This is a genomic window from Pseudomonas sp. LA5 (assembly GCF_028640825.1).
Lineage (GTDB): Bacteria > Pseudomonadota > Gammaproteobacteria > Pseudomonadales > Pseudomonadaceae > Chryseomonas > Chryseomonas aestiva.
This window is the reverse complement of sequence record NZ_JAQYZY010000037.1, coordinates 409,838-431,506: the sequence shown is the minus strand read 5'-3', so window position 1 is coordinate 431,506 and position 21,669 is coordinate 409,838. Positions and strand designations below refer to the sequence as shown.

The window sequence follows — 21,669 nt, the reverse complement described above, 5'->3', positions numbered from 1 at the left end:
GACGTTCACCGTACGGCTGTCTCGGAAAGGTGTCTCTGCTGGGACACATTTCAGTAGACTCGTCAATAGCTATCCTGTTCGGGCTTTCCCGACGAGGGGTCCGACCGGGCGCCGCTCGCGCGGCGCTCGGTCGGTACGGGTCACAGGAACAGGTGGGCCAGCCAGAACAGACCGGCGGAGAGAGCCATGGAGGCTGGCAGGGTCAGGACCCAGGCCATGAGGATATTGCGCACCGTGCTGCCCTGCAGGCCGCTGCGGTTGGCGACCATGGTGCCGGCGACGCCCGAGGACAGCACGTGGGTGGTGGAGACGGGCAGGGCGAAGACGTTGGCCATGCCGATGGCGGCCACGGCCGTCACCTGGGCGCTAACGCCCTGCGCATAGGTCATGCCCTGGCGACCGATCTTCTCGCCCACGGTGAGCACCACGCGGCGCCAGCCGACCATGGTGCCGATGCCCAGCGCCAGGGCGACCGCGATGATGACCCAGAAGGGCGCGTATTCGGTGGTGCTGGTGAGGTCCTTGCGCAGGCGGCTGAGGTCGTCGCGATCGCGCGCGGTCAGCACCGGCAGCTTGCTCACCTTCTTGGCGGTGTCGTCCAGGCACAGCAGGTAGCGGCGCACCTGCTGGCGATGGTCGTCGCTCATGGCGCGGTAGTCGGTGATGCCTTCCAGATCGGCCAGCAGTGCCTGCAGGGTCGGCACGGTCATGTGCGGGGCGCAGCGGAATTCCTGGGGCAGGTCGCGATTGCCGGGCACTTCGGCGAGGAAGTCCTTGAGGTTGTCGCCCTGGCGCTCGTAGAACTGGCCCAGGTGGATGGCCGCATCGCGGGTGCGCTCGATCTGGTAGGTGGTGCTGTCAAGGTCCAGCACGAACTTGGCCGGGACGATGCCGATCAGCACCAGCATGATCAGGCCGATGCCTTTCTGGCCGTCGTTGGAGCCGTGCACGAAGCTCATGCCCATGGCCGAGAGGACCAGCATCAGGCGATTCCAGAAGGGCGGGTGCTTCTTGGCATCCACTTCGCGGCGCTGTTCCGGGGTCTTGTGCATCTTCGACAGCGGCCGCCAGCGCTTGAGGGCGAGCAGCAGCAGGCCGGCGACGGCGAAGCCGGCCAGCGGCGAAAAGATCAGCGACAGGCCGATGTCGATCGCCTTCTGCCAGTTCACGCCTTCGCTCACCGGCAGGCCGGTCAGCAGGGCGTTGGTCACGCCGACACCGAGGATGGAGCCGATCAGGGTATGGGAGCTGGAGGCGGGGATACCGAAGTACCAGGTGCCCAGGTTCCAGGTAATGGCCGCGGCGAGCAGCGAAAACACCATGGCCAGACCATGGCCGGTGTTGACGTTGATCAGCAGTTCGACCGGCAGCAGGTGGACGATGGCGTAGGCGACGCCGACACCACCGAGCAGCACACCGAGGAAATTGAAGATGCCGGAGAAGAACACCGCGAGGTGCGGTGGCATCGCCTTGGTGTAGATCACCGTGGCGACGGCGTTGGCGGTGTCGTGAAAGCCGTTGATGAATTCAAAGGCCAGCACAAAGGCCAGGGCCAAGACGAGGCTGATGGCGACCCAGGCATGGAGTCCGCTGAAAAGTTCGAACATGGGGATACGTCGACAGTTGGCAGGCGCGAATTATGGCAGAAAAATGACTGCCGCCATCGCCACCTTGAATGGGAGGGGCGAATTAGTCGCCGCGGTAGATGCAGCCGCAGGTGCAGGTCTCGTGGACGCGAACCTGGCTGAGCTCGGGTAGCAGAGGCTTGAGCTGTTGCCAGATCCAGCGCGCGAGCACTTCGCTGGTGGGATTCTCGAGGCCCGGGATGTCGTTCAGATAATGATGGTCGAGACGCTCGTACAGGGGTTTGAAGACGGCCTTGATGTCGGCGAAATCCCGCACCCAGCCGGTATGGGGATCGATGGGACCCTCGACGTGCAGGCCTACCTTGAAGGAATGCCCATGGAGACGACCGCACTTGTGCCCGGCCGGAACATTGGGCAGGAAGTGTGCGGCTTCGAAAACGAATTCTTTGAAAATTTCCACGATAACCACTCGCGTTGGGCCACGGTATGTGACGGCTGCGGGACGGCAGTCTATCAGCTCGACAGCGGCTTGCCGAACCTGCGGCCGCGGGCGCCGGAACCGGCGGAATTCCGATTTGCCTTCGCCGGCGGGCTTAGGCAGTCTCCCGGTCTTTGTCCGGACGAGAATCCCTATGCGCAGCAGCAATCCCCGTACCTTCTGGGTGCTCCTTGGCCTGGCCGCCGTCTTCGGTCTCGTTGGTCTGATCGGCAATCAGGTGGGCTGGGAGCGTGTGGAGATCGGCTATCGGACGGTACCGTCGCCCAGCGGCCTGGACATTGGCGTAGCGGGGCAGGTCATCATCGGCCTGCCGTCGCTGTGCATCGCCCTGGCGCTGGTCACGGTGGTGACCGCGCTGATCATCCGCGGTGGCCGCCGCTTCCGTTCACGGCTGCCGCTGCCGGTGACGGCCGGCATCCTCTGGGTGCTGCTGGCGGGCCTGCTGGTGCTCTTCTATCCCAGCACCCTGGCGTTCCAATGGGAGAATCATCGCAGCGCCGCGGATATCGACTTCTATGTGCTGCAGGAACGCCAGGGTCCGTTCCAGGGTACGGCGCAGAAGAGCCAGCGCCTCGGCTACTATCAGGACTGCGGCAAGACCGGGCAGGCCGCCTGCCCGGTGTTCGAGTGCGTGGTGGAGAAGCGCAGCTGGCTGGGTGGGCTGCAGAAGATCGAAGGCTTCTATCCGGGCCTGGACCAGCAGCATCAGCTGGAGCTGCTGCGCACCCGCTGCCTGCCCGGCACGCCATGACCGACGAAGCCGCCGGTCTGGTGGCGCCATAGACGGGCATAGAGGCCGTTGTAGGCGATCAGCTCGTCGTGGGAGCCCATCTCGACGATCTGGCCGCGCTCCATGACCACCAGGCGATCCATGCGCGAGATGGTCGACAGCCGGTGGGCGATGGCGATCACCGTCTTGCCTTCCATCAGGGTTTCCAGGCTTTCCTGGATCGCCGCTTCCACCTCGGAGTCGAGGGCGGAGGTGGCTTCGTCCAGCAGCAGGATCGGCGCGTCCTTGAGCAGGGTACGGGCGATGGCGATGCGCTGGCGCTGACCGCCGGAGAGCTTGACCCCGCGTTCACCCACCTGGGCATCCAGCCCGGTACGGCCATGGGCGTCGGTGATGCGGGCAATGAAGTCGTCCGCCTTGGCCTTGCGCAGAGCGGCATGCAGCTCTTCATCAGTAGCCTCGGGACGGCCGTAGAGCAGATTCTCGCGGATCGAGCGGTGCAGCAGGGAAGTGTCCTGGGTGACCACGCCGATCTGGCATCTCAGGCTTTCCTGGGTGACATGGGCGATGTCCTGGCCGTCGACCAGGATGCGACCGCCTTCCAGGTCATAGAGGCGCAGGAGCACGTTGATCAGCGTCGACTTGCCGGCGCCCGAAGGGCCGACCAGGCCGATCTTCTCGCCCGGAGCGACATCGAGGGTCAGGCCTTCGATGATGCCGGCGCCCTTGCCGTAGTGGAAGGCGATTTCCTCGAACAGCACCGCGCCGCGGGTCACCTGCAACGGCTTGGCGTCCGGGGCGTCGCCAACCTGGCGCGGCTTGGCGATGGTGCTCATGCCGTCCTGCACCATGCCGATGTTCTCGAAGATGCCGTTGACCACCCACATGATCCAGCCGGACATGCTGTTGATGCGGATCACCAGGCCGGTGGCCAGGGCGATGGCCCCGACGGAGATGACGCCCTGGTGCCAGAGCCAGAGGGCCAGGCCCGTGGTGCCGGCGATGAGGAAGCCGCTGAGGATGGCGATGGTCACGCCCATGGCGGTGATCAGGCGAGCGGCGCTCTCGGCCTTTTCGGTCTGCTCTTCCATGGCCTGGCGGGCGTATTGCTCCTCCTGGGCCGAGTGGGAGAACAGCTTGAGCGTGGAGATGTTGGTGTAGCCGTCGACGATGCGCCCGGAGAGCTGCGAGCGGGCTTCGGAGGCAATGGCCGAACGCTCCTTGGTCTGGGGCACGAAATACCAGAGGGCGATGACATAGCCGATGATCCAGAGGATCAGCGGGACCATCAGCCAGACGTCGGCCTGGGCGAACAGGATCAGCGAGGTGACGGCGAAGATCAGCACGTGCCAGATGGCATCCACCGCCTGCACCGCCGAATCGCGCAGGGAGACACCGGTCTGCATGATGCGGCTGGAAATGCGCCCGGCGAAGTCGCTGTGGAAGAAGCCCAGGCTCTGCTTGAGCACATAGCGATGGTTCTGCCAGCGGATCAGGGTGGTGAGGCTGGGGGTGATGGTCTGGTGCACCAGCAGGTCGTGCAGGCTGATGAACAGGGGCCGGATGACCAGGGTGACCACCGCCATCCAGATCAGGGTGCCACCGTGCTCCTGGAAGAACACCGTGCTGTTGGGCGCACTGCCCGCGAGGTCGACGATCTGGCCGATGAAGTTGAACAGGGCGACTTCGACGAGGGCGCCGATGAGACCCACTGCCAGTAGCAGGGCGAAGGCCGGCCAGGCTTGCTTGAGAAAGTGGAGATAGAAGGCGCCGATCCCAGTGGGCGGCATTTCATCGGGGGCTTCCCGAAACGCATCGATGATGCGTTCGAAGCGGCGAAAGATCATGCGGGGTCCTTGTGGGGGGAGACGGCGTCTCGCACTGGGGCCTCGCCTGGTTAACCGGACGACCGCCAGCGGATCGTCCGGCAGGACGGGTCGGCTACAGCCGTTTGGCAGCGAGAATCATCACCGGTTCACGGGGAATGTCGCGCAGCATGCCCTGGCGGGTGGTCTGCACCCCGGCGATCTGGTCGACGACTTCCATGCCGCGCACGACCTTGCCGAATACCGCGTAGCCGAAGTCGCGCGAGCCGTGGTCCAGGAAGGCATTGTTCTCGACGTTGATGAAGAACTGACTGGTGGCGGAGTTGACGTCCGAGGTCCGCGCCATGGCCAGGGTGCCGCGCAGATTCTTCAGGCCGTTGTCGGCTTCGTTCTTGATCGGCGCCTTGGTGCGTTTTTCCTGCATGTCGCGGGTGTAGCCACCGCCCTGGATCATGAAGCCGGGGATGACGCGATGGAACAGTGTGCCCTTGTAGAAGCCGCTGTCGACGTAGCCCAGGAAGTTCTCGGTGCTGACCGGTGCCTTGGCCGCATCCAGCTCGACCTCGATGTCACCCTTGTTGGTGCTGATGAGCACGTGCGGATTGTCCGCGGCCCAGGTGGTGGAGGCGACGAACAGGGCGCAGGCGGCAAGCAGGGCTTTGAACATGATGGATCCTTGAGTGGCAGAGACGACTGGCGAACGATAGCAACCCGGCTGGCACCCCGCCACGGTCAGCGTGGCAGGGCATGCTTGCGCAGCAGGTTCATGAGGATCTGCGACGCCGGGCCCAGTTCGTGCTGGCGGGTCTTGTAGAGCTGGAAGGGATGGAAGCGCTGGGCGCCCTGTTCCAGCGGCAGCGGCTTGAGCAGGCCGGCGTCGAGATCGGTCTGGATGGCGTCCCGCGGCAGCCAGGCGAAGCCCAGGCCGTCGCGCAGGAAGGTGGCGGCGGTGCTGATGCTGCCCACCGTCCAGCGTTGTTCGGCGGCCAGCCAGCCGGCATCCCGGGGCTGGGCGCGGCCGCTGTCGCGGATGACGATCTGCAGCTGCTCTTCCAGATCGGCGGTCACCAGGGTGCGCTGCAGCAGGTGCAGCGGATGCTCGGGATGGGCGACGGCGACGAATTCCACGTTGCCCAGGGAGGCGCCCAGATGGGCGGCGATCACCAGGCCGGTGATCGCCAGGTCCGCCGAACCGTCGAGCAGGGCTTCCTCCACCCCGGACAGGACCTCCTCGCGCAGGCGTATGCGGCAACCACGACTCTGGGGCATGAATTCGCGCAGGCAGAGCAGCAGCGGACGGGTCGGGTAGGCGGCGTCCACCACCAGGCGCACCTCGGATTCCCAGCCCTGTTCCATGTGGTAGGCCAGTTCCTCCAGCTGGCTGGCCTGCTGCACCAGGCGCCGTGAACGGCGCAGGAGCACGGCGCCGGCATCGGTCAGCACGGCGCGGCGACCTTCCAGACGCAACAGCGGCACGCCGAGCTGCTCCTGCATGCGGGCGACGGTATAGCTGACCGACGACTGGGAGCGATGCAGCACCTCGGCGGCCTGGGCGTAGCCACCGTGGTCCACCACCGCCTGCAGGGTTCGCCACTGATCGAGGGAAACGCGAGGAGTCTTCATCGAGCGCTCTGGAGCCACGAAAGGGCGCATGTTAGTGCCTAGGGTGGCAATGGCAAAACGCGGCGTCCATCACGGCACGAAAAAATTCCGCCCGCAGGAGCAAATGTCTCGTCGGCGCCACCCTCCAAGCCAGCCGATGAGTTTCCCACTCTAGGCAAGACAAGGAGTCTCCATGTCGTCATTCAAGGCATTGCTGGGTTGCTGTCTGGTCATCGCGCCGCTGCTGGTCCAGGCCGAGGAATCCCGCGCGGTGGCGGCCGAGCCGATCGATATCGACGGCATGAACATCAGTCGGACCCTCGACTGCGAGGGCCGGAACGTGTCCCTGTCCGGCGAAGGCAATACCCTGACGTTGAAAGGTCAGTGCGGCACGGTGACCGTCTACGGCAGTCATCATCGGCTGGTGCTCGACGGCGCCCAGGCGCTGACCATCCATGGCCTGGGCAGCGTCACCACGGTCAAGGGCGCGGTGGCCAGCCTGAGCATCGGCGGTGGCTACCAGCAGGTGCAGGCCAACGTGCGCGCCAGCGACGGCCTGGCCAAGGTCGATGCCTATGGCTACGGCGCCAAGGCGCGCCTGACCCTGCTCAGCCAGGCCGACATCGCCGTGGGCGGTTCCAATCAGCAGGTCTACTGGTCGCGCGCCGCGGGCGTGGCCGAACCCAAGACCCTGGTCTCGGGCAGCGACAATGTGCTGCAGGCCAATCAGTCGGTAGCGGCGCTCAGCGGCGGCGAGCCCTCGGGCCTCAACGCCACCCGCTAGCCGGCGACGAGCCGGGGGTTTCCCTCCGGCGACGGGCACGTTAAGGTCGCGCACCTTTTTCGTGCGTCGCCGCCATGCCTTATCTCCTGCTCGTCACCCTCATCTGGGCGTTTTCCTTCAGCCTGATCGGCGAGTACCTCGCCGGTCGGGTCGACAGCGACTTCGCCGTGCTGGTCCGCGTGGCCATCGCCGTCGTGCTGTTCCTGCCGTTCACCCGCTGGCGCGGGGTGCCGGGACGCTTCGCCCTGGGGCTGATGGCGGCGGGCGCGCTGCAGTTCGGCATCACCTATCTGTGCCTGTACCGCAGCTTCGCGGTGTTGACGGTGCCCGAGGTGCTGCTGTTCACCGTGCTCACGCCGATCTACGTGACCCTGCTGGACGATGCCTGGCAGCGGCGCTTGCGCCTCTGGTCGCTGCTGGCGGCGGTGGTGGCGGTGGGCGGCGCGGCGCTGATCCGTTTCCAGCCACTGACCGGTGACTACCTGCTGGGTTTTCTGCTGCTGCAGGTGGCCAACCTGACCTTTGCCGCCGGCCAGGTGCTGTGCAAGCACCTGGGCCATGCCTATGCCGGACAGGGCGCCCTGCATCGCTACTTCGGCCTGTTCTTTCTCGGTGCCCTGCTGGTGGCGGCGCTTTCCTTTCTGCTGTTCGGCAATCCGGCGCGGCTGCCCAGCACGGGCCTGCAATGGGGCGTGCTGGTGTGGATGGGCGTGTTTGCCACGGCGCTCGGCCTGTACTGGTGGACGCTGGGTTCGTTGCGGGTCAACGGCGGCACCCTGGCGATCATGAACGAGGCCCATGTGCCGGCCGGTCTGCTGGTCAGCCTGCTGATCTGGCAGCACCCGGCCGATCTGCCTAGGCTGTTGCTGGGCGGCGGGATCATCCTGCTGTCACTGTTCATCAATCGTCTGGGGCGCCCGTCATGAATGTGCTGTCCGGCAAGGGCCTGGGCCTTTCGGTGCTGTCATCGGTACTGTTCGCGCTGATGCCGGTGTACTTCGCCTGGCTGGCGCCGCTGGATGGCCTGCAGGTCGTGGCCCTGCGGGTGGTCTGGTCGTTGCCGATGGTGCTGCTGCTGGTGGTGGTGCTGCGGGAGGGCAGGGCCCTGTGGGCCACGCTCAAACGGCTGGTGCGCGAGCCCCGCCTGTGCCTGGCCATCCCGGCGGCGGCGCTGCTGATGGGCATCCAGTGGTGGGTGTTCGTCTGGGCGACCATGAATGGCGAGGCCATGGCCATGTCGCTGGGCTACTTCCTGCTGCCCCTGGCGATCGTGCTGACCGGACGCCTGGTCTATGGCGAGCGCCTGCGGCCGCTGCAGCAGGTAGCGGTGGTGTGCGCGCTGCTGGGGGTGGTCAACGAGGTCTGGGTGACCGGGGCGCTGTCCTGGGTCAGCCTGCTGCCGGTGGTGGGTTATCCGCCGTATTTCGTCCTGCGCCGCTGGATGGCGGTGGATGCGCTGTCGGGCTTCGTGCTGGAGATGTGCTGCCTGCTACCCTTCGCGCTGCTCGCCCTGCACTGGTTCTCGCCCGGCGCCATCCTGCAGCAGACGCCCTGGCTGTGGGCGCTCCTGCCGGGCCTGGGCCTGCTCAGTGCCATCGCCTTCGCCGCCATGCTGGCGTCCAGTCGCATGCTGCCGCTGAGTCTGTTCGGCATCCTCAGCTATGTGGAGCCGGCGCTGCTGGTGTTCGTCGCCCTCTATGTGCTCGGCGAGCAGCTGCCGGAGGGCGCGATCTGGACCTATGGTCCCATCTGGTTGGCGGTGGCCTGGGTCTGCCTGGACAGTGCGCGCCTGCTGCGCAAGCAGCTCAGGCGCGCGCCGGTGGCGCCCTAGAGCGCCAGGATCGGGCATTCCTGCGCGGCGAAAAAGAACTCGTCGCAGTTGGGCAGGCTGCCGGCGCGATCAACGATGAGGAATTCATCTTCGTCGCGCAGCGCCAGCACCGGATGGTGCCAGACCCCGGCGTGGTAGTTGATGCCCTGCTGGCCATCGGCGCGAAAGACGCGGATGGCGCGGGCATCCGGCTCCGTTGCGGGTGGCGCCACCACTACCAGAAAGGGTTCGCCGCGCAGCGGCACGAAGGCCTGGCTGCCGTGGGGATGGCGTTCGAGCATGGCGATGGTCAGCGGATAGTCCAGGCGCTGGGCGCGAAAGATGCTGATGATCGCCGCGCCGTCCGCCGGCCCCGTCGCGACCCGGGCCAGCGCGTGGTATCTCCGGGTCGAGCCGTTGTTGATCGGATACCAGTCCCGGCCCGCCGTCTCGATGACCTCGCCGAAGGGCGCGAAGCCCTCGGCAGTCAGCGGCTCGATGCGCAGTGGCCGACTCATGCCTGGCCCCGTGCCACCTTGCCGAACAGTCGCAGCCGGCTGACACCGCCGTCCGGAAAGATGTTCAGGCGCACGTGAGTGATGGGGCCAAGGTCGCGGACCTGCTCCCGGAAGCTGTGCTCCTGGTGCATCTGCAGCTTTTGCGGCGGCAGCAGCTCCTTCCAGAACAGACTCTGGGTCTCGATCTGGCCATCGGTACCGCCGCGGACGAAGGCGCCCTGGATCTGGCAGCTGTCCGGGTAGTTGCCCTTGAAGTGCAGGGTGTCCACCAGGATCTCCTCGACGGTGCCGGCATGGCCCAGGGCGATGATCACCCAGTCATTGCCGGGGGTGCGACGGCGCGCGGTTTCCCAGCCATCGGCCATGCTGTCGGCGCGACCGGGGTTGAGGATGTTGCTCATGCGGCCGTAGTGCTCGTCATTGCAGGCCAGGGCGCGCCCGCCATTGAGCGCGGCAGCCAGGTCCAGTACCTCGTCTTCGGCCTGGGCCGACCAGTCGCGATGGGGAATGCCATAGACGCGCAGGCGCGCCACACCGCCGTCCGGAAAGATGTTCAGCCGCAGGTGGGTCCAGGGGCGGTCATCGGCGATGGCATGGTAGTGGTGGCTATTGCCCTGCATCTCGATGGCCGGCAGCACCTCGGTCCAGGCAGCGTCTTCGGCCGGATCGCCCTCGGCGCAGAAGCAGGCTTCCAGGGAGGCTGAGGGCGGATAGTTGCCGGTGAACCAGCGGGTGTCGATGTCGACGCCCTTGATCGAGCCGGGCACGCCCAGGCGGATCACCGCGTGGTCGTAGCCTTCGAAACGCTTGCGTCGCGATTCCCAGCCGTCCATCCATTTGCCGTTGTCGTCGTAGACGCCTTCCTTCCACTCCGGCTCGTGGGGCTGGAGCATGCGGTCGGCGGCGGCGAACCAGTCGTCGGTGACGCTGATGACGCGGGTGCCGAGACGGGCGTCGGCGAGGTTGAGGTACTTCTCGAAGGGCGCGGCATAGGTGCGTTTCATGGAGTGCTCTTGTCGGGGAAGGGTCAGAGGGTCTGCAGGCGGAAGAGGGCGATGCGATCGATCTCGGCCAGGGCGCGCTGGAATTCCTGCTCCGGGCTGTTGGGCAGGCGCTCTTCGAAGGCCGCCAGGATAAGATGCCGGTTGCTGCCCTTCACCGCCATGATGAAGGGGAAGCCGAATTTGGCGCGGTAGGCGTCGTTGTGGCGGGTGAAGCGCTCGAGCTCGTCCGGGGTGCATTGATCGAGGCCGGCACCGGCCTGTTCGCCACTGCTGGCGGCGGTCAGCTCGCCGGCCAGGGCCGCGCGACCGGCAAGATCCGGATGTGCCTGGATCAGCGCCAGTTGCTCGGCGTGACTGGCTCGGGCGACCTGGGCGGCGAGGCGCTGATGCAGGGCGTCGACGCTGTCCGGCAGCGGCTGGCCCTCGTCGAAGGCGCGCTCGGCGACCCAGGCGGAGTGCTCGTAGATGCCGCCGAAGGCCGCGACGAAGGCGGCGCGATCCAGCTGGCTGGGCGTGACGGTGTGGAAGGCGCTCATGCCGGCGGATGCTCCCTGTGCCAGTGACGGGCGATGTCCACCCGGCGGGCGAACCAGACGCGCTCATGGCTCTGGGCGTATTCGAGGAAGCGCTTGAGACCCACCAGGCGACCTGGGCGACCGATCAGCCGGCAGTGCAGGCCGATGGAGAGCATCTTGGGCGCGCTGGCACCTTCCGCGTAGAGGGTGTCGAAGGCGTCCTTGAGGTACTGGAAGAATTGCTCGGCGGTATGGAAGCCCTGGACCTGGGTGAATCTCATGTCGTTGGTGTCCAGGGTGTAGGGGATCACCAGGTGCGGCTTGCCGGTTGGCGTATCGGGCTCCCAATAGGGCAGGTCGTCGTCGTAGGTGTCGCTGTCGTAGAGAAAGCCGCCTTCCTCCATGACCAGGCGCCGGGTGTTGGGACCGGTCCGGCCGGTGTACCAGCCCAGCGGACGCTCGCCGGTCAACCGGGTGAGGATCTCGATGGCGCGCTGCAGATGGGCGCGCTCCTCGGCTTCGTCCAGGTACTGGTAGTCGATCCAGCGATAGCCGTGGCTGCAGATTTCGTGGCCGGCCTGGACCATGGCGCGGATGACCTCGGGGTGGCGCTCGGCGGCCATGGCCACGGCAAAGATGGTCAGGGGTACCTGGTGCTTGGCGAACAATTCCAGGATGCGCCAGACGCCGGCGCGACTGCCGTATTCGTAGAGCGACTCCATGGACATGTTCCGTACGCCCTGCAGCGGCTGGGCGGCGACCATCTCGGAAAGAAAGGCCTCGGATTCCTTGTCGCCGTGCAGGATGTTGCGTTCGCCACCCTCTTCGTAGTTGAGCACGAAGGACAGGGCGATGCGGGCGTCACCCGGCCAGCGCGGGTGGGGCGGCTTGGCGCCGTAGCCGATGAGATCGCGGGGATAGGTCATGGGAAGGGCATCCTGGCAGTCGAGATGTTTTGTATACAATGTTTGGCGGCCTTTGCCGAGTCCCAGCAAGAATCCTGCCCAACTGGTCTGACCGGTCTGAAGACTTTGGTGCGCTAGAGGACGATGATCCCTAGGTTAGGGCGGGGCAAGGAGCTGTATACAATCGGCGGGTAGAAAACTGCTAGGCTGGATCATCCCCCTTGCAGGAGTTCTCCCATGTCCGTTTCATCCCCTGGCGGTTACCTGACTACCCATGTGCTGGACACCACCGGCGGCTGCCCCGGCGCGGACATCGCCGTCCGTCTGTACCGCCTGGATGGGGTGTCGCGGCAGGCGCTGGGTGAAGTGCGGACCAATGCCGATGGCCGCGGCGATGTACCGCTGTTGCAGGGCGAAGCCTTTACGGCGGGTACTTACGAGCTGGAATTCGCGGTGGGTGACTACTATCGGCGACGGGGGACGACGCTGGAGGAACCGGCATTTCTCGACACCGTGGTCCTGCGCTTCGGTATCGCCGATGAGGCGGCGCACTACCATGTGCCGCTACTGGTTTCGCCCTACAGCTATTCGACCTATCGCGGCAGTTAGGAAAGACTGCTCTGCGGCGGTGCGCGCAGGGGTGAGCCGGCACCAGCCTGGGGCGTGGATCCGCTCAGGCTAGTGGAAGGTCGGCTCGCTGGCCAACCGGGCGCTGGCCAGCAGCGGTCGGTCCGGCACGGCACTGTCTGGCCAGGTCTGGGCGATACGTTCCAGCACCACCTGGGCCAGCATGCTGTGGGTACGGCTGGCGAAATGACCCCGGGCGCCGAAGATATAGGCCTGGTCAGCGCCCGGTTCGACGTAGCTGTCCGGATCGCAGAATTCGCGACCGGGCAGGCAGGCATCGCCTTCGGCATGGGTGAATCCATAGTTGCCGTAGTGGGCGAAGACCTCTTCCATCACCCGGTATGCATCCACCAGCAGCAGGCGGTCTCCGGCCGGCAGGTTGGCCTGCAGGGTGTCGTTGTAGAGCTTCACCAGATCATGATTGCGCTGCGCCACCTGCTCGGTCCAGGGCTCGAGATAGGGCGCCTTGCCGTAGTCGGTGTTGTTGAGCACGACCAGCCGCTGGGCACCCAGGCTCAGCAGGTAGCGCAGCAGCTTGACCTCGTTCAGGGCCGTATGGCGGATCCGGGCCTCGACCTGCGTGCGTACCTCCGGAGTCAGCGGGGCATCAGCCATCAGCGCGGCCTTGAGCGTCTTGTCGTAGAAGGGGCCGATGATGTCATTGCCGCCGATCTGCACCAGCACCAGGTCCTGCTGGCGGAAGCGGCCATGCTGCATCTCGAAATTGCGGATCTGCTGGGAAAACGCCAGCGGCGCCTCGTTGTGGTCGAAGCCTGGCTCGGTGAAGCTGCCGGTTACGGCGCCGCCCTCGGCGTAGCAGAGGCCGTCGGGATCGCTCGGACCCTCGTGACCATAGCCTTCCACCTGACGATTGGGGCCCAGTTCGATACCGTAGGCGTCGGCAATTTCCTGGGGATAGGTGCGCCCCGGGTTGGTTGCGTAGATGTGGCCGAAGGTGCCGCAGTCCATCAGGCTGTCGCCAAAGGCGATGACCCTCTGGATGCCCCGCGCCTCGGCGATGGGCTCAGGGCTGGGTACGAGGGCGAGCAACGTGGCGACACCTGCGAGTGCGGTCGCCAATCCCCAGTGCTTGCCCATCGTCTACCTCCCGGCAGCGTCCAGCGTCGGTGCTGCCTTTATCTTTTGCAACCTTCATACCGGGAAGAGCGGAAAAGCAAGGTCGGAGTTCCCGGCGCCCGGACCAGGCGAAGCGGCAGCCGACGACCAGCACGGGATGGCAAGAGCGATGGGCAAGTCCGAGGTTTCGCAGCTAAGGCTGCACCACGAGCGAGCTAGTCCGGCTTGATCACGGGATCGGAAGACTGCGCCAGGATGGCTGCCATCAGCCCGGGGAAACGCTGATCCAGGTCGTCGCGCCGCAACTGGTTCATGTGCGTGGTACCAGCGTTGCGGGTGTGTACCAGGCCGGCGTCGCGCAGGACGCGGAAGTGGTGCGACATGCTGGATTTCGGACGGCCCCCGTCAAGTTCGCCACAGGTGGCCTCGGCGACCCGCGCCAGGTAGCGGACGATGTCCAGACGTACGGGATCGCTGAGCGCATGGAACAGGCGCTCAAGGGAGAATTCGTCGGGACTGGGATGTTTGAAAGGGCGCATGCGCTAATCATACACCGGGGGTTGGCGATTATGTTATGTTCGATTAATATCGAAATAACGAAACAACATCCGCCTCATTGGAGACCGCTCAGATGTCCGCATTGTTCCAACCCTTTACCCTGAAGGACGTGACGTTGCGCAACCGCATCGCCATCCCGCCCATGTGCCAGTACAGCGCCGTCGATGGCGTGATCAATGACTGGCACCAGGTGCACTATGCCGGCCTGGCCCGCGGTGGTGCGGGCCTGGTGGTCGTCGAGGCCACGGCGGTCTCGCCGGAAGGCCGGATCACCCCCGGTTGCACCGGCATCTGGTCGGACGCGCACGCCCAGGCCTTCGTGCCGGTGGTCCAGGCGATCAAGGCCGCCGGTTCGGTACCGGGCATCCAGATCGCCCACGCCGGTCGCAAGGCCAGCGCCAACCGTCCCTGGGAAGGCGATGACCACATCGCCGCCAACGACGCCCGTGGCTGGGACACCATCGCCCCGTCCGCGGTGGCCTTTGGCGCCAATCTGCCCAAGGTGCCCAAGGCCATGACCCTGGACGACATCGCCCGGGTCCGCCAGGACTTCGTCGATGCCGCCAAGCGTGCCTATGAGGCCGGCTTCGAGTGGCTGGAGTTGCACTTCGCCCACGGCTACCTGGCGCAGAGCTTCTTCTCGGTGCATTCCAACCAGCGCGACGACCAGTACGGTGGCGACCTCGCCGGCCGCAGCCGCTTCCTGCTGGAAACCCTGGCCGCGGTGCGCCAAGTCTGGCCGGAGCACCTGCCGCTGACCGCGCGTTTCGGCGTGATCGAATACGACGGTCGCGACGAAGAGACCCTGGCCGAATCCATCGAGCTGGCCCAGGGCTTCAAGCGCGAAGGCCTCGACCTGCTGAGTGTCAGCATCGGCTTCTCCACCCCGACCGCCAACATCCCCTGGGGACCGGGTCTGCTGGCACCCGTCACCGAACAGGTACGCAAGGCGACCGGCCTCAAGGTGGCCTCGGCCTGGAACATCGACACCCCGGCGCTGGCCAACCAGGTGGTGGCCGATGGGCAACTGGATCTGGTGATGGTAGGTCGCGCTCACCTGGCCGATCCGCACTGGCCCTACTATGCGGCCAAGGCTCTGGGCGTCGACCAGCCGTCCTGGGTGCTGCCGGCGCCCTACGCCCACTGGCTGGAGCGCTATCGCACCAGTTGAGTCGGTCTAGGCTGAACATGAAAACCGCCCCTCGGGGCGGTTTTTTGTGCGTATGGGATGGGGGTGGGTTTTGTTGGGCTTCGCTGCGCTCAGCCCAACCTACGGTAATGGGTAGGTTGGGTTGTGGGGGCTTCATCGCCAAAGCCCAACAGTGCCGTTTTGCTCCACCCGTGGAAAACGCTGCGCGGTTTTCCACGCTACGGGGTGAGGGTATCAGGCGTCGCGACTGTGTACCCGGCGACCGGCGGCATGGGTTTCCCGTATCACCCGGTCGTCGCCCAGGGTGGTGAGGACGAAGAGGGTTTCTTCCAGGCTCCTGGACTGTTGCAGGCGGTAGTCGAGCAGCGGGGTGGCCTTGAGGTCGAGCACCACGAAGTCGGCGTCGTGGCCGGGGGCCAGGCTGCCGATGCGCTCGTCCAGGCGCAGGGCGCGGGCGCCGCCCAGCGTGGCCAGGTACAGCGACTTGAAGGGATGCAGGCGATGGCCACGCAGTTGCTGCACCTTGTAGGCTTCGCCGAGGGTCTGCAGCAGCGAGAAACTGGTGCCGGCGCCAACGTCGGTACCCAGGCCGACGTTGACCTTGAAGGCTTCCATCCGTTCGAGATCGAACAGTCCGCTACCGAGGAAGAGGTTGGAGGTGGGGCAGTGCGCCACCGCTGATCCGGTGTCGTGCAGGCGCTGGCACTCGGCGTCGCAGAGGTGGATGCCGTGGGCGAACACCGAGCGCGGACCGAGCAGCTGGAAGTGATCGTAGACGTCCAGGTAGTGGCTGCGCTCCGGGAACAGCGCCTTCACCCAGTCGATCTCCTTGAGATTCTCGGAGAGGTGGGTGTGCAGGTAGACGTCCGGGTATTCGGCCAGCAGGCGGCCGGCGGCTTCCAGTTGCTCCGGGGTGCTGGTGGGGGCGAAGCGCGGGGTGACGGCATAGTGCAGGCGGCCCTTGCCGTGCCAGCGCTGGATCAGCGCCTTGCTGTCGGCATAGGCGGATTCGGCGGTGTCCTGCAGATAGTCCGGGGCATTGCGATCCATCAGCACCTTGCCGGCGATCATGCGCAGGTCGAGGCGTTCGGCGACCTCGAAAAAGGCATCCACCGACTGCGGATGGACACTGCCGAACACCAGGGCGGTGGTGGTGCCGTTGCGCAGCAGTTCACCGACGAAGACCTCGGCCACCTCGGCGGCCTTGGCCGGATCGACGAAGGCGCCCTCGGTGGGAAAGGTGTAGGTGTCCAGCCAGTCCAGCAACTGTTCGGCGTAGCTGGCGATCATGCCGGTCTGCGGATAGTGGATATGGGTGTCGATGAAGCCGGGGGTGATCAGGGCGTCGGGATGCTCGATGACCTGGGTGCCGGCGGGCAGGGTGGGCAGCAGCTCGGTGGCCGGGCCCATGGCCTGGATGCGGCCGTCCGCGACCAGCAGCAGGCCGTCGGCATGGTATTCGTAGGAGGCGTCCAGCCCCACCTCGGCCGGGTCGGCGAGGCTGTGGAGCAGGGCGGCGCGATGGGCGATGGCGGTCATAACGATCTCGGATGAAGGATGGAGCTACTTGGGGGTAGCGGTGACCAGGCGCAGGGGCAGATCCGCCTGCTCGGCCTGGCGACCGTAGTGGGCGATGACCTCGCCGGCCACGGCGATGGCGATCTCCAGCGGCAGCTTGCCCTGGACCTCAGGCAGGCCCAGCGGGCAGCGCACCGTGCCCAGGCGGTCGGCGCCGTGGCCGCGCGCCGCGAGACGGTGGCGGAACTTGGCCCACTTGGTCCGGGAGCCGATCAGACCGAAATAGCCATGGTCGCCGCGGGCGAGGATGGCGTCGGTCAACTCCAGGTCCAGGGGGTGATTATGGGTCATGACGATGTAGTAGGCACCCGCCGGCATCCGGGCGATCTCGTCGACCGGCTCGTCGGTCAGGCACTTTTCCACGCCGGCGGGCAGGACGGCGGGAAATTCCTGGGCGCGCGAATCCACCCAGCGCACCGCGCAAGGCAGTCCGGCCAGCAGCGGCACCAGGGCGCGGGCGACATGGCCGGCGCCAAAGACGATCACCGGGACGTCCTGTGCCAGCTGGGGTTCGAACAGCAGGGTAGTGACGCCCCCGCAGCACTGGCCGAGGCTGGCGGCCAGGGAGAAACGCTCCAGGCGCGGCTGGCGCGTACCGGCGGCGAGCATTTCCCGGGCGATCTCCACCGCGCGGTATTCCAGGTGGCCGCCGCCGATGGTCAGGTGCTGCGCTTCCCGGCCCACCAGCATCTTGGTGCCGGCCTCGCGGGGCGTGGAGCCCTGCTCGTCGGCCACGGTGATCAGCACGCAGGGCTCGCCCCGCGCTTCGAAATCGGCCAGCAAGGCCAGCCAGCCGCGTTTGCTGTTCATGCGGGCTCCTCCGTGGCGGAGACCGGGGCGGTCTGCAGCTCGGCGGCCAGGCGGCGCATGCGCTCCACGCCCCAGAGCACCCGTTCCGGGGTGGCCGGCGCGTCCAGCGCCGGATGGAAGCGGTAATCCGCCACGCTGGCCACGGCGTCCTGCAGGGCGCACCACACCGAGATGCCAAGCATGAAGGGCGGTTCGCCCACGGCCTTGGAGTGGAACACCGTGGCCTCGGGATTCTGCCGATTCTCCACCAGCCGCACCCGCAGGTCCGGAGGTACGTCACTCACCGCCGGGATCTTGTAGGTGGAGGGGCCGGCGGTGAGCAGCTTGCCGGCATCGTTCCACACCAGTTCTTCCATGGTCAGCCAACCCAGACCCTGGACGAAGCCGCCTTCGACCTGGCCGATGTCGATGGCCGGATTCAGGGAGGCGCCGACGTCATGGAGGATGTCGGTGCGCAGCAGGCGGTATTCGCCGGTGAGGGTGTCGATCAGCACCTCGGAGCAGGCGGCGCCGAAGGCGTAGTAGTAGAAGGGCCGCCCGCGGGCCTGGTCGCGGTCGTAGTGAATCTTCGGTGTGCGGTAGTAGCCGGTGCTGGACAGCGATACCTGGCCGACATAGGCCAGCTGGATCAGCTCTTCGAAGCTCAGCAGCCGGTCGCGCACCCTGACGTGGCCGTTGCGGAAGTCGACCTCTTCAGGCCCGACGTGGAAGTGGCGGCTGGCGAAGTCGATCAGGCGGTCCTTGATGGTCTGGGCGGCGTTCTGCGCGGCCTTGCCGTTGAGGTCGGTGCCGCTGGAGGCCGCGGTGGGCGAGGTGTTGGGCACCTTGTCGGTGTTGGTGGCGGTGATCTGGATGCGGGCTATGTCGACCTGGAAGACCTCGGCCACCACCTGGGCGACCTTGGTGTTGAGCCCCTGGCCCATCTCGGTGCCGCCATGGTTCAGGTGGATGCTGCCATCGGTGTAGACGTTGACCAAGGCGCCGCCCTGGTTGAGGAAGGAGGAGGTGAAGGAGATGCCGAATTTCACCGGAGTCAGCGCCAGGCCCTTCTTCAGTACCGGACTGTTCCGGTTGAAGTCGCGGATGACCTCGCGCCGCGCCTGGTAGTCACTGCTGGCCGCCAGGTCCGTGGTCATCTCGTCGAGCAGGTTGTCTTCCACCACCTGGTGATAGTGGGTGAGGTTGCGCGTCTCCTTGCCATAGTAGTTGCGCCGCCGTACCTCCAGCGGGTCGAGGCCGCGATGGCGGGCGATGGCGTCCATGACGTTCTCGATGGCCAGCATGCCCTGGGGGCCGCCGAAGCCGCGGTAGGCGGTGTTGGACGCCAGGTGGGTCTTGCAGCGGTGGCCGGTGATCTGGGCGTTGCCGAGGAAATAGGCATTGTCGGCATGGAACATGGCGCGATCGATGATGGCGTTGGACAGGTCGGGCGAATAGCCGCAGTTGCCCGCCAGTTCGAAGCGGATGCCCAGCAGTCGGCCATCGTCGTCGAAGCCGACGTCGTAGTCGACGTGGAAGGGATGGCGCTTGCCGGTCATGTGCATGTCTTCGAATCGCGGCAGGCGCATCTTCACCGGGCGCCCGGTGAGATGGGCGAACACCGCGCAGAGCGCCGCCGGCATGCCGGCCTGGCTTTCCTTGCCGCCGAAGCCGCCACCCATGCGTCTCATGTCGACGGTGACCCTGTTCATCGACACCCCCAGCACCTCGGCCACCTGCTTCTGCACCTCGGTGGGATTCTGGGTGGAGGAATAGACCAGCATGCCGCCGTCTTCGGTGGGCATCACCGAGGCTACCTGTGTTTCCAGGTATAAGTGCTCCTGGCCGCCAATGGCCAGTTCGCCCTGCAGGCGATGGGGCGCGGCGGCCAGGGCGGCGGCCGCGTCACCGATTTGATGGCTGTGGCTGGGCGAGATGAAGTGTTCGCGGCGCAGCGCTTCCTTGACGTCAAGGATGGCCTCCAGCGGCTCGTATTCGACGAGGGCGGCCTGGGCGGCGCGGCGGGCGGCGTCGAGGCTGGTCGCGGCCACCGCCAGCACCGGCTGGCCCAGGTACTGCACCTCGCCATGGGCCAGCAGCGGATCGCCGGGCAAGACGGCGCCGATGTCGAGTTGGCCGGGTACGTCGGCGGCGGTGATGGCCAGGGCCACACCGGGGATCTGGTAGCAGGGCGCGAGATCGATGTGTTTGATCCGCGCATGGGCGTGCTCGCTCATCCGCGCATAGACGTGCAGCTGGTTGGGAAACTCCAGGCGGTCGTCGATGTACAGGGCCTCGCCGCTGACATGCTTGTCGGCGCTCTCGTGCTTGAGCGGCTTGCCGACGCCGGTGGCCAGGCCGGCGGCGAAGGCCGCGGCCATTTCCTCGGGGGTACGGGCGGGCAGGGTGCTAGGCATGGGCGGTGACCCTCGTGGCGAGCGCGGGCTGGGTGGTTTCCAGGTGACATTTGCGCAGCAGGTTCTGCGCCGTCAGCAGACGGTATTCGCGACTGGCGCGGAAATCCGACAGCGGGGCGAAATCCTCGGCCAGGGCCTGGACGGCGCGCTCGATGGACGCGGCGTTCCAGGGCTGGCCGAGCAGCGCCTGTTCGCAGCGCGCTGCCCGCCTGGGCGTGGCCGCCATGCCGCCATAGGCGATGCGCACGCTGGCGACGCGGCCCTGCTCCAGCTCCAGGGCGAAGGCGGCGCAGACCGCGGAGATGTCGTCATCCAGTCGCTTGGACACCTTGAAGGCGCGGAACACCAGGCCATCGCGTGACCGCGGCACCCGTACCGCCTGGATGAATTCGCCCGGCTCCAGGGCGGTCTGGCGATAGTCGAGGAAGAAGTCGTCGAGGGCCAGTTCGCGCAGCCGTTCGCCCTGGCGCAGCAGCACGCTGGCGCCCAGCGCCAGGAGCAGGGGCGGACTGTCGCCGATGGGTGAGGCATTGCCGATATTGCCGCCCAGGGTCCCCTGGTTGCGGATCTGCAGGGAGGCGAAGCGCTGCAGCAGGGCGCCGAAGTCCGGGTAGTCGGCGGCCAGGGCGGCGGCGCAATCGGCCAGCGGGGTGGCGGCGCCGATCTCGATGACCTCGTCGCTCAGGGTAACGCCGCGCAATTCGGGCAGGTTGCCCAGGTAGATCAGGGTCTCCAGGCGGCGATGGTGCTGGGTGACCTCCAGGGCCAGGTCGGTGCCGCCGGCCAGCAGGCGCGCCTCGAGGTAGGTCAGGTAGAGACTGGCCAGTTCGCTCAGGCTGGTGGGGCTGTGGCAGCGTCGACCGTCTCCCTCCAGGCGCGTAGCGGGCGCCGGCGCCAGGGCCTGGAGACGCTCCAGGGTCTGCTGCTCGCGGGCATCGAACTGATCCGGCTGCCGGCCGGCACAGGCCTGTTCGGCCGCGGCCAGGATCGGCCGGTAGCCGGTGCAGCGACAGAGATTGCCGGCCAGGGCTTCGTGGGTCGCGGCGTCATCCGGCGTGGCCACGTTCTTCTGCAGGGCGAACAGCGACATGACGAAGCCCGGGGTGCAGTAGCCGCACTGGGAACCGTGGCAGTCGACCATGGCTTGCTGCACCTGATGCAGACGGCCCCGGTGCTTGAGGTCCTCCACACTGATCAGCTGCCGGCCGTCCAGCGCCGCTACAAAGGTCAGGCAACTGTTGACGGTGCGATAGCGCAACCGGTCGCCATCGGGCTCGGCCAGCACCACGGTGCAGGCGCCGCAGTCGCCCGAGGCGCAGCCTTCCTTGGTGCCGGTCTTGCCACAGCGCTCGCGCAAGTACTGCAGCACGGTGAGGTTGGGGTCGAGCTGCTCTTCGCTGCGCAGCTCCTGGTCCAGCAGAAACCTGATCACGGCCGCTCTCCACCTGGTCTCGAATGTCTCGATGGTGGGTAAAGCTGACCGGTAGGTCAACAATTGCCCGGTCGAGTGGAGCGCTGCTGTCGTTTTTGGGCAAGCGGCCTGGCCAAGGCCGCGCCGTCCTGGCGCGCCCAGTACCGTGTTGCACGCCAATGGTGCAAAACAAGCGCTCTAGGCTGCGTTTCTGCGGAATATTTATGCTGGCGCTTCAAGGCCGTCACAGCAGTGCCGATATAAAGGCAGACGATTACGGCCT

Annotated in this window: 21 protein-coding genes; 6 read left to right on the top strand and 15 right to left on the bottom strand. The window is 66.4% G+C overall.

Going from position 1 to position 21,669, the window contains the following annotated elements:
- Positions 1-140: 140 nt before the first annotated feature.
- Complete coding sequence (locus PVZ72_RS13980; protein ID WP_133861038.1) at positions 141-1,607, bottom strand: inorganic phosphate transporter; 1,467 nt, start codon at positions 1,605-1,607, stop codon at positions 141-143.
- Between the two features lie 82 nt (positions 1,608-1,689).
- Positions 1,690-2,046 carry a 6-carboxytetrahydropterin synthase QueD gene (gene queD, locus PVZ72_RS13975; RefSeq protein ID WP_273862240.1) on the bottom strand — a complete coding sequence of 119 codons (357 nt, stop codon included), beginning with the start codon at positions 2,044-2,046 and terminating at the stop codon, positions 1,690-1,692.
- Between the two features lie 172 nt (positions 2,047-2,218).
- On the opposite strand from queD, the gene PVZ72_RS13970 reads away from it, so the two are divergent.
- On the top strand, positions 2,219-2,836 hold the full coding sequence (locus PVZ72_RS13970) for a hypothetical protein (RefSeq protein WP_273862239.1): 618 nt from the start codon (positions 2,219-2,221) through the stop codon (positions 2,834-2,836).
- On the opposite strand, the gene PVZ72_RS13965 is transcribed toward PVZ72_RS13970, so the two are convergent.
- From PVZ72_RS13965 to PVZ72_RS13955, 3 genes are all read right to left on the bottom strand, one after another.
- Complete coding sequence (locus PVZ72_RS13965; protein WP_273862238.1) at positions 2,791-4,662, bottom strand: ABC transporter ATP-binding protein; 1,872 nt, start codon at positions 4,660-4,662, stop codon at positions 2,791-2,793. The two genes, PVZ72_RS13970 and PVZ72_RS13965, sit on opposite strands and share 46 nt — an antisense overlap.
- 94 nt (positions 4,663-4,756) lie before the next feature.
- On the bottom strand, positions 4,757-5,311 hold the full coding sequence (locus PVZ72_RS13960) for a peptidylprolyl isomerase (protein WP_222613601.1): 555 nt from the start codon (positions 5,309-5,311) through the stop codon (positions 4,757-4,759).
- A 62-nt stretch (positions 5,312-5,373) separates the two neighbouring features.
- Positions 5,374-6,264 carry a LysR family transcriptional regulator gene (locus PVZ72_RS13955; RefSeq protein WP_133861033.1) on the bottom strand — a complete coding sequence of 297 codons (891 nt, stop codon included), beginning with the start codon at positions 6,262-6,264 and terminating at the stop codon, positions 5,374-5,376.
- Positions 6,265-6,436: 172 nt separating this feature from the next.
- On the opposite strand from PVZ72_RS13955, the gene PVZ72_RS13950 reads away from it, so the two are divergent.
- From PVZ72_RS13950 to rarD, 3 genes are all read left to right on the top strand, one after another.
- A complete protein-coding gene (locus tag PVZ72_RS13950; RefSeq protein ID WP_273862237.1) occupies positions 6,437-7,027 on the top strand; it encodes a DUF3060 domain-containing protein in 591 nt (196 codons plus the stop codon).
- A 74-nt stretch (positions 7,028-7,101) separates the two neighbouring features.
- Positions 7,102-7,953 (top strand): EamA family transporter, encoded by an 852-nt coding sequence (locus PVZ72_RS13945; protein ID WP_273862236.1) that lies wholly within the window; start codon positions 7,102-7,104, stop codon positions 7,951-7,953.
- Positions 7,950-8,858 carry an EamA family transporter RarD gene (gene rarD / locus PVZ72_RS13940; protein ID WP_273862235.1) on the top strand — a complete coding sequence of 303 codons (909 nt, stop codon included), beginning with the start codon at positions 7,950-7,952 and terminating at the stop codon, positions 8,856-8,858. The genes PVZ72_RS13945 and rarD overlap by 4 nt, the downstream gene beginning before the upstream one ends.
- Here rarD and PVZ72_RS13935 read toward each other — a convergent pair.
- The 4 genes from PVZ72_RS13935 to puuE are packed head-to-tail and all read right to left on the bottom strand — an operon-like array spanning position 8,855 to position 11,800.
- Positions 8,855-9,355 (bottom strand): ureidoglycolate lyase, encoded by a 501-nt coding sequence (locus PVZ72_RS13935; protein WP_273862234.1) that lies wholly within the window; start codon positions 9,353-9,355, stop codon positions 8,855-8,857. The two genes, rarD and PVZ72_RS13935, sit on opposite strands and share 4 nt — an antisense overlap.
- Positions 9,352-10,359 carry an allantoicase gene (alc, locus tag PVZ72_RS13930; RefSeq protein WP_133861028.1) on the bottom strand — a complete coding sequence of 336 codons (1,008 nt, stop codon included), beginning with the start codon at positions 10,357-10,359 and terminating at the stop codon, positions 9,352-9,354. Before alc ends, PVZ72_RS13935 begins: the two co-directional genes overlap by 4 nt.
- Before the next feature lie 23 nt (positions 10,360-10,382).
- Positions 10,383-10,895, bottom strand: a complete 513-nt coding sequence (gene uraD / locus PVZ72_RS13925; RefSeq protein WP_133861027.1) for a 2-oxo-4-hydroxy-4-carboxy-5-ureidoimidazoline decarboxylase — start codon at positions 10,893-10,895, stop codon at positions 10,383-10,385.
- Entirely contained in the window at positions 10,892-11,800 is a 909-nt protein-coding gene (gene puuE / locus PVZ72_RS13920) for an allantoinase PuuE (RefSeq protein WP_273862233.1), read from the bottom strand. The genes uraD and puuE overlap by 4 nt, the downstream gene beginning before the upstream one ends.
- A 216-nt stretch (positions 11,801-12,016) precedes the next feature.
- Between puuE and uraH the strand changes: the two genes are divergently transcribed.
- Positions 12,017-12,388 (top strand): hydroxyisourate hydrolase, encoded by a 372-nt coding sequence (uraH, locus tag PVZ72_RS13915; RefSeq protein WP_273862232.1) that lies wholly within the window; start codon positions 12,017-12,019, stop codon positions 12,386-12,388.
- A gap of 69 nt (positions 12,389-12,457) precedes the next feature.
- On the opposite strand, the gene PVZ72_RS13910 is transcribed toward uraH, so the two are convergent.
- Both PVZ72_RS13910 and PVZ72_RS13905 read right to left on the bottom strand, forming a co-directional pair.
- The gene (locus tag PVZ72_RS13910) at positions 12,458-13,504 is read right to left on the bottom strand and encodes an SGNH/GDSL hydrolase family protein (RefSeq protein WP_273862231.1); all 1,047 of its coding nucleotides are present in this window, start codon (positions 13,502-13,504) and stop codon (positions 12,458-12,460) included.
- 194 nt (positions 13,505-13,698) lie between these two features.
- On the bottom strand, positions 13,699-14,022 hold the full coding sequence (locus PVZ72_RS13905) for an ArsR/SmtB family transcription factor (RefSeq protein ID WP_133861023.1): 324 nt from the start codon (positions 14,020-14,022) through the stop codon (positions 13,699-13,701).
- Positions 14,023-14,114: 92 nt separating this feature from the next.
- On the opposite strand from PVZ72_RS13905, the gene PVZ72_RS13900 reads away from it, so the two are divergent.
- On the top strand, positions 14,115-15,212 hold the full coding sequence (locus tag PVZ72_RS13900) for an NADH:flavin oxidoreductase/NADH oxidase (RefSeq protein ID WP_273862230.1): 1,098 nt from the start codon (positions 14,115-14,117) through the stop codon (positions 15,210-15,212).
- A 213-nt stretch (positions 15,213-15,425) separates the two neighbouring features.
- Here PVZ72_RS13900 and guaD read toward each other — a convergent pair whose 3' ends face one another.
- Genes guaD through xdhA form a run of 4 tightly spaced genes read right to left on the bottom strand, consistent with a single transcriptional unit; the run spans position 15,426 to position 21,407 of the window.
- The gene (gene guaD, locus PVZ72_RS13895) at positions 15,426-16,730 is read right to left on the bottom strand and encodes a guanine deaminase (RefSeq protein ID WP_443218251.1); all 1,305 of its coding nucleotides are present in this window, start codon (positions 16,728-16,730) and stop codon (positions 15,426-15,428) included.
- Positions 16,731-16,754: 24 nt separating this feature from the next.
- A complete protein-coding gene (gene xdhC, locus PVZ72_RS13890) occupies positions 16,755-17,579 on the bottom strand; it encodes a xanthine dehydrogenase accessory protein XdhC (RefSeq protein WP_187979618.1) in 825 nt (274 codons plus the stop codon).
- Positions 17,576-19,975 (bottom strand): xanthine dehydrogenase molybdopterin binding subunit, encoded by a 2,400-nt coding sequence (gene xdhB / locus PVZ72_RS13885; RefSeq protein ID WP_273862229.1) that lies wholly within the window; start codon positions 19,973-19,975, stop codon positions 17,576-17,578. The genes xdhC and xdhB overlap by 4 nt, the downstream gene beginning before the upstream one ends.
- Entirely contained in the window at positions 19,968-21,407 is a 1,440-nt protein-coding gene (gene xdhA, locus PVZ72_RS13880; RefSeq protein WP_273862228.1) for a xanthine dehydrogenase small subunit, read from the bottom strand. The genes xdhB and xdhA overlap by 8 nt, the downstream gene beginning before the upstream one ends.
- Between the last annotated feature and the right edge of the window lie 262 nt (positions 21,408-21,669).

Coding starts and splice junctions, on each gene's coding strand:
- PVZ72_RS13970 (WP_273862239.1), top strand. CDS start 2,219: ATGCGCAGCAGCAATCCCCGTACCTTCTGGGTGCTCCTTGGCCTGGCC.
- PVZ72_RS13980 (WP_133861038.1), bottom strand. CDS start 1,607: ATGTTCGAACTTTTCAGCGGACTCCATGCCTGGGTCGCCATCAGCCTC.
- PVZ72_RS13950 (WP_273862237.1), top strand. CDS start 6,437: ATGTCGTCATTCAAGGCATTGCTGGGTTGCTGTCTGGTCATCGCGCCG.
- uraH (WP_273862232.1), top strand. CDS start 12,017: ATGTCCGTTTCATCCCCTGGCGGTTACCTGACTACCCATGTGCTGGAC.
- guaD (WP_443218251.1), bottom strand. CDS start 16,730: ATGACCGCCATCGCCCATCGCGCCGCCCTGCTCCACAGCCTCGCCGAC.
- PVZ72_RS13905 (WP_133861023.1), bottom strand. CDS start 14,022: ATGCGCCCTTTCAAACATCCCAGTCCCGACGAATTCTCCCTTGAGCGC.
- rarD (WP_273862235.1), top strand. CDS start 7,950: ATGAATGTGCTGTCCGGCAAGGGCCTGGGCCTTTCGGTGCTGTCATCG.
- PVZ72_RS13965 (WP_273862238.1), bottom strand. CDS start 4,662: ATGATCTTTCGCCGCTTCGAACGCATCATCGATGCGTTTCGGGAAGCC.
- xdhC (WP_187979618.1), bottom strand. CDS start 17,579: ATGAACAGCAAACGCGGCTGGCTGGCCTTGCTGGCCGATTTCGAAGCG.
- PVZ72_RS13935 (WP_273862234.1), bottom strand. CDS start 9,355: ATGAGTCGGCCACTGCGCATCGAGCCGCTGACTGCCGAGGGCTTCGCG.
- puuE (WP_273862233.1), bottom strand. CDS start 11,800: ATGACCTATCCCCGCGATCTCATCGGCTACGGCGCCAAGCCGCCCCAC.
- alc (WP_133861028.1), bottom strand. CDS start 10,359: ATGAAACGCACCTATGCCGCGCCCTTCGAGAAGTACCTCAACCTCGCC.
- PVZ72_RS13955 (WP_133861033.1), bottom strand. CDS start 6,264: ATGAAGACTCCTCGCGTTTCCCTCGATCAGTGGCGAACCCTGCAGGCG.
- uraD (WP_133861027.1), bottom strand. CDS start 10,895: ATGAGCGCCTTCCACACCGTCACGCCCAGCCAGCTGGATCGCGCCGCC.
- xdhB (WP_273862229.1), bottom strand. CDS start 19,975: ATGCCTAGCACCCTGCCCGCCCGTACCCCCGAGGAAATGGCCGCGGCC.
- PVZ72_RS13945 (WP_273862236.1), top strand. CDS start 7,102: ATGCCTTATCTCCTGCTCGTCACCCTCATCTGGGCGTTTTCCTTCAGC.
- PVZ72_RS13910 (WP_273862231.1), bottom strand. CDS start 13,504: ATGGGCAAGCACTGGGGATTGGCGACCGCACTCGCAGGTGTCGCCACG.
- PVZ72_RS13900 (WP_273862230.1), top strand. CDS start 14,115: ATGTCCGCATTGTTCCAACCCTTTACCCTGAAGGACGTGACGTTGCGC.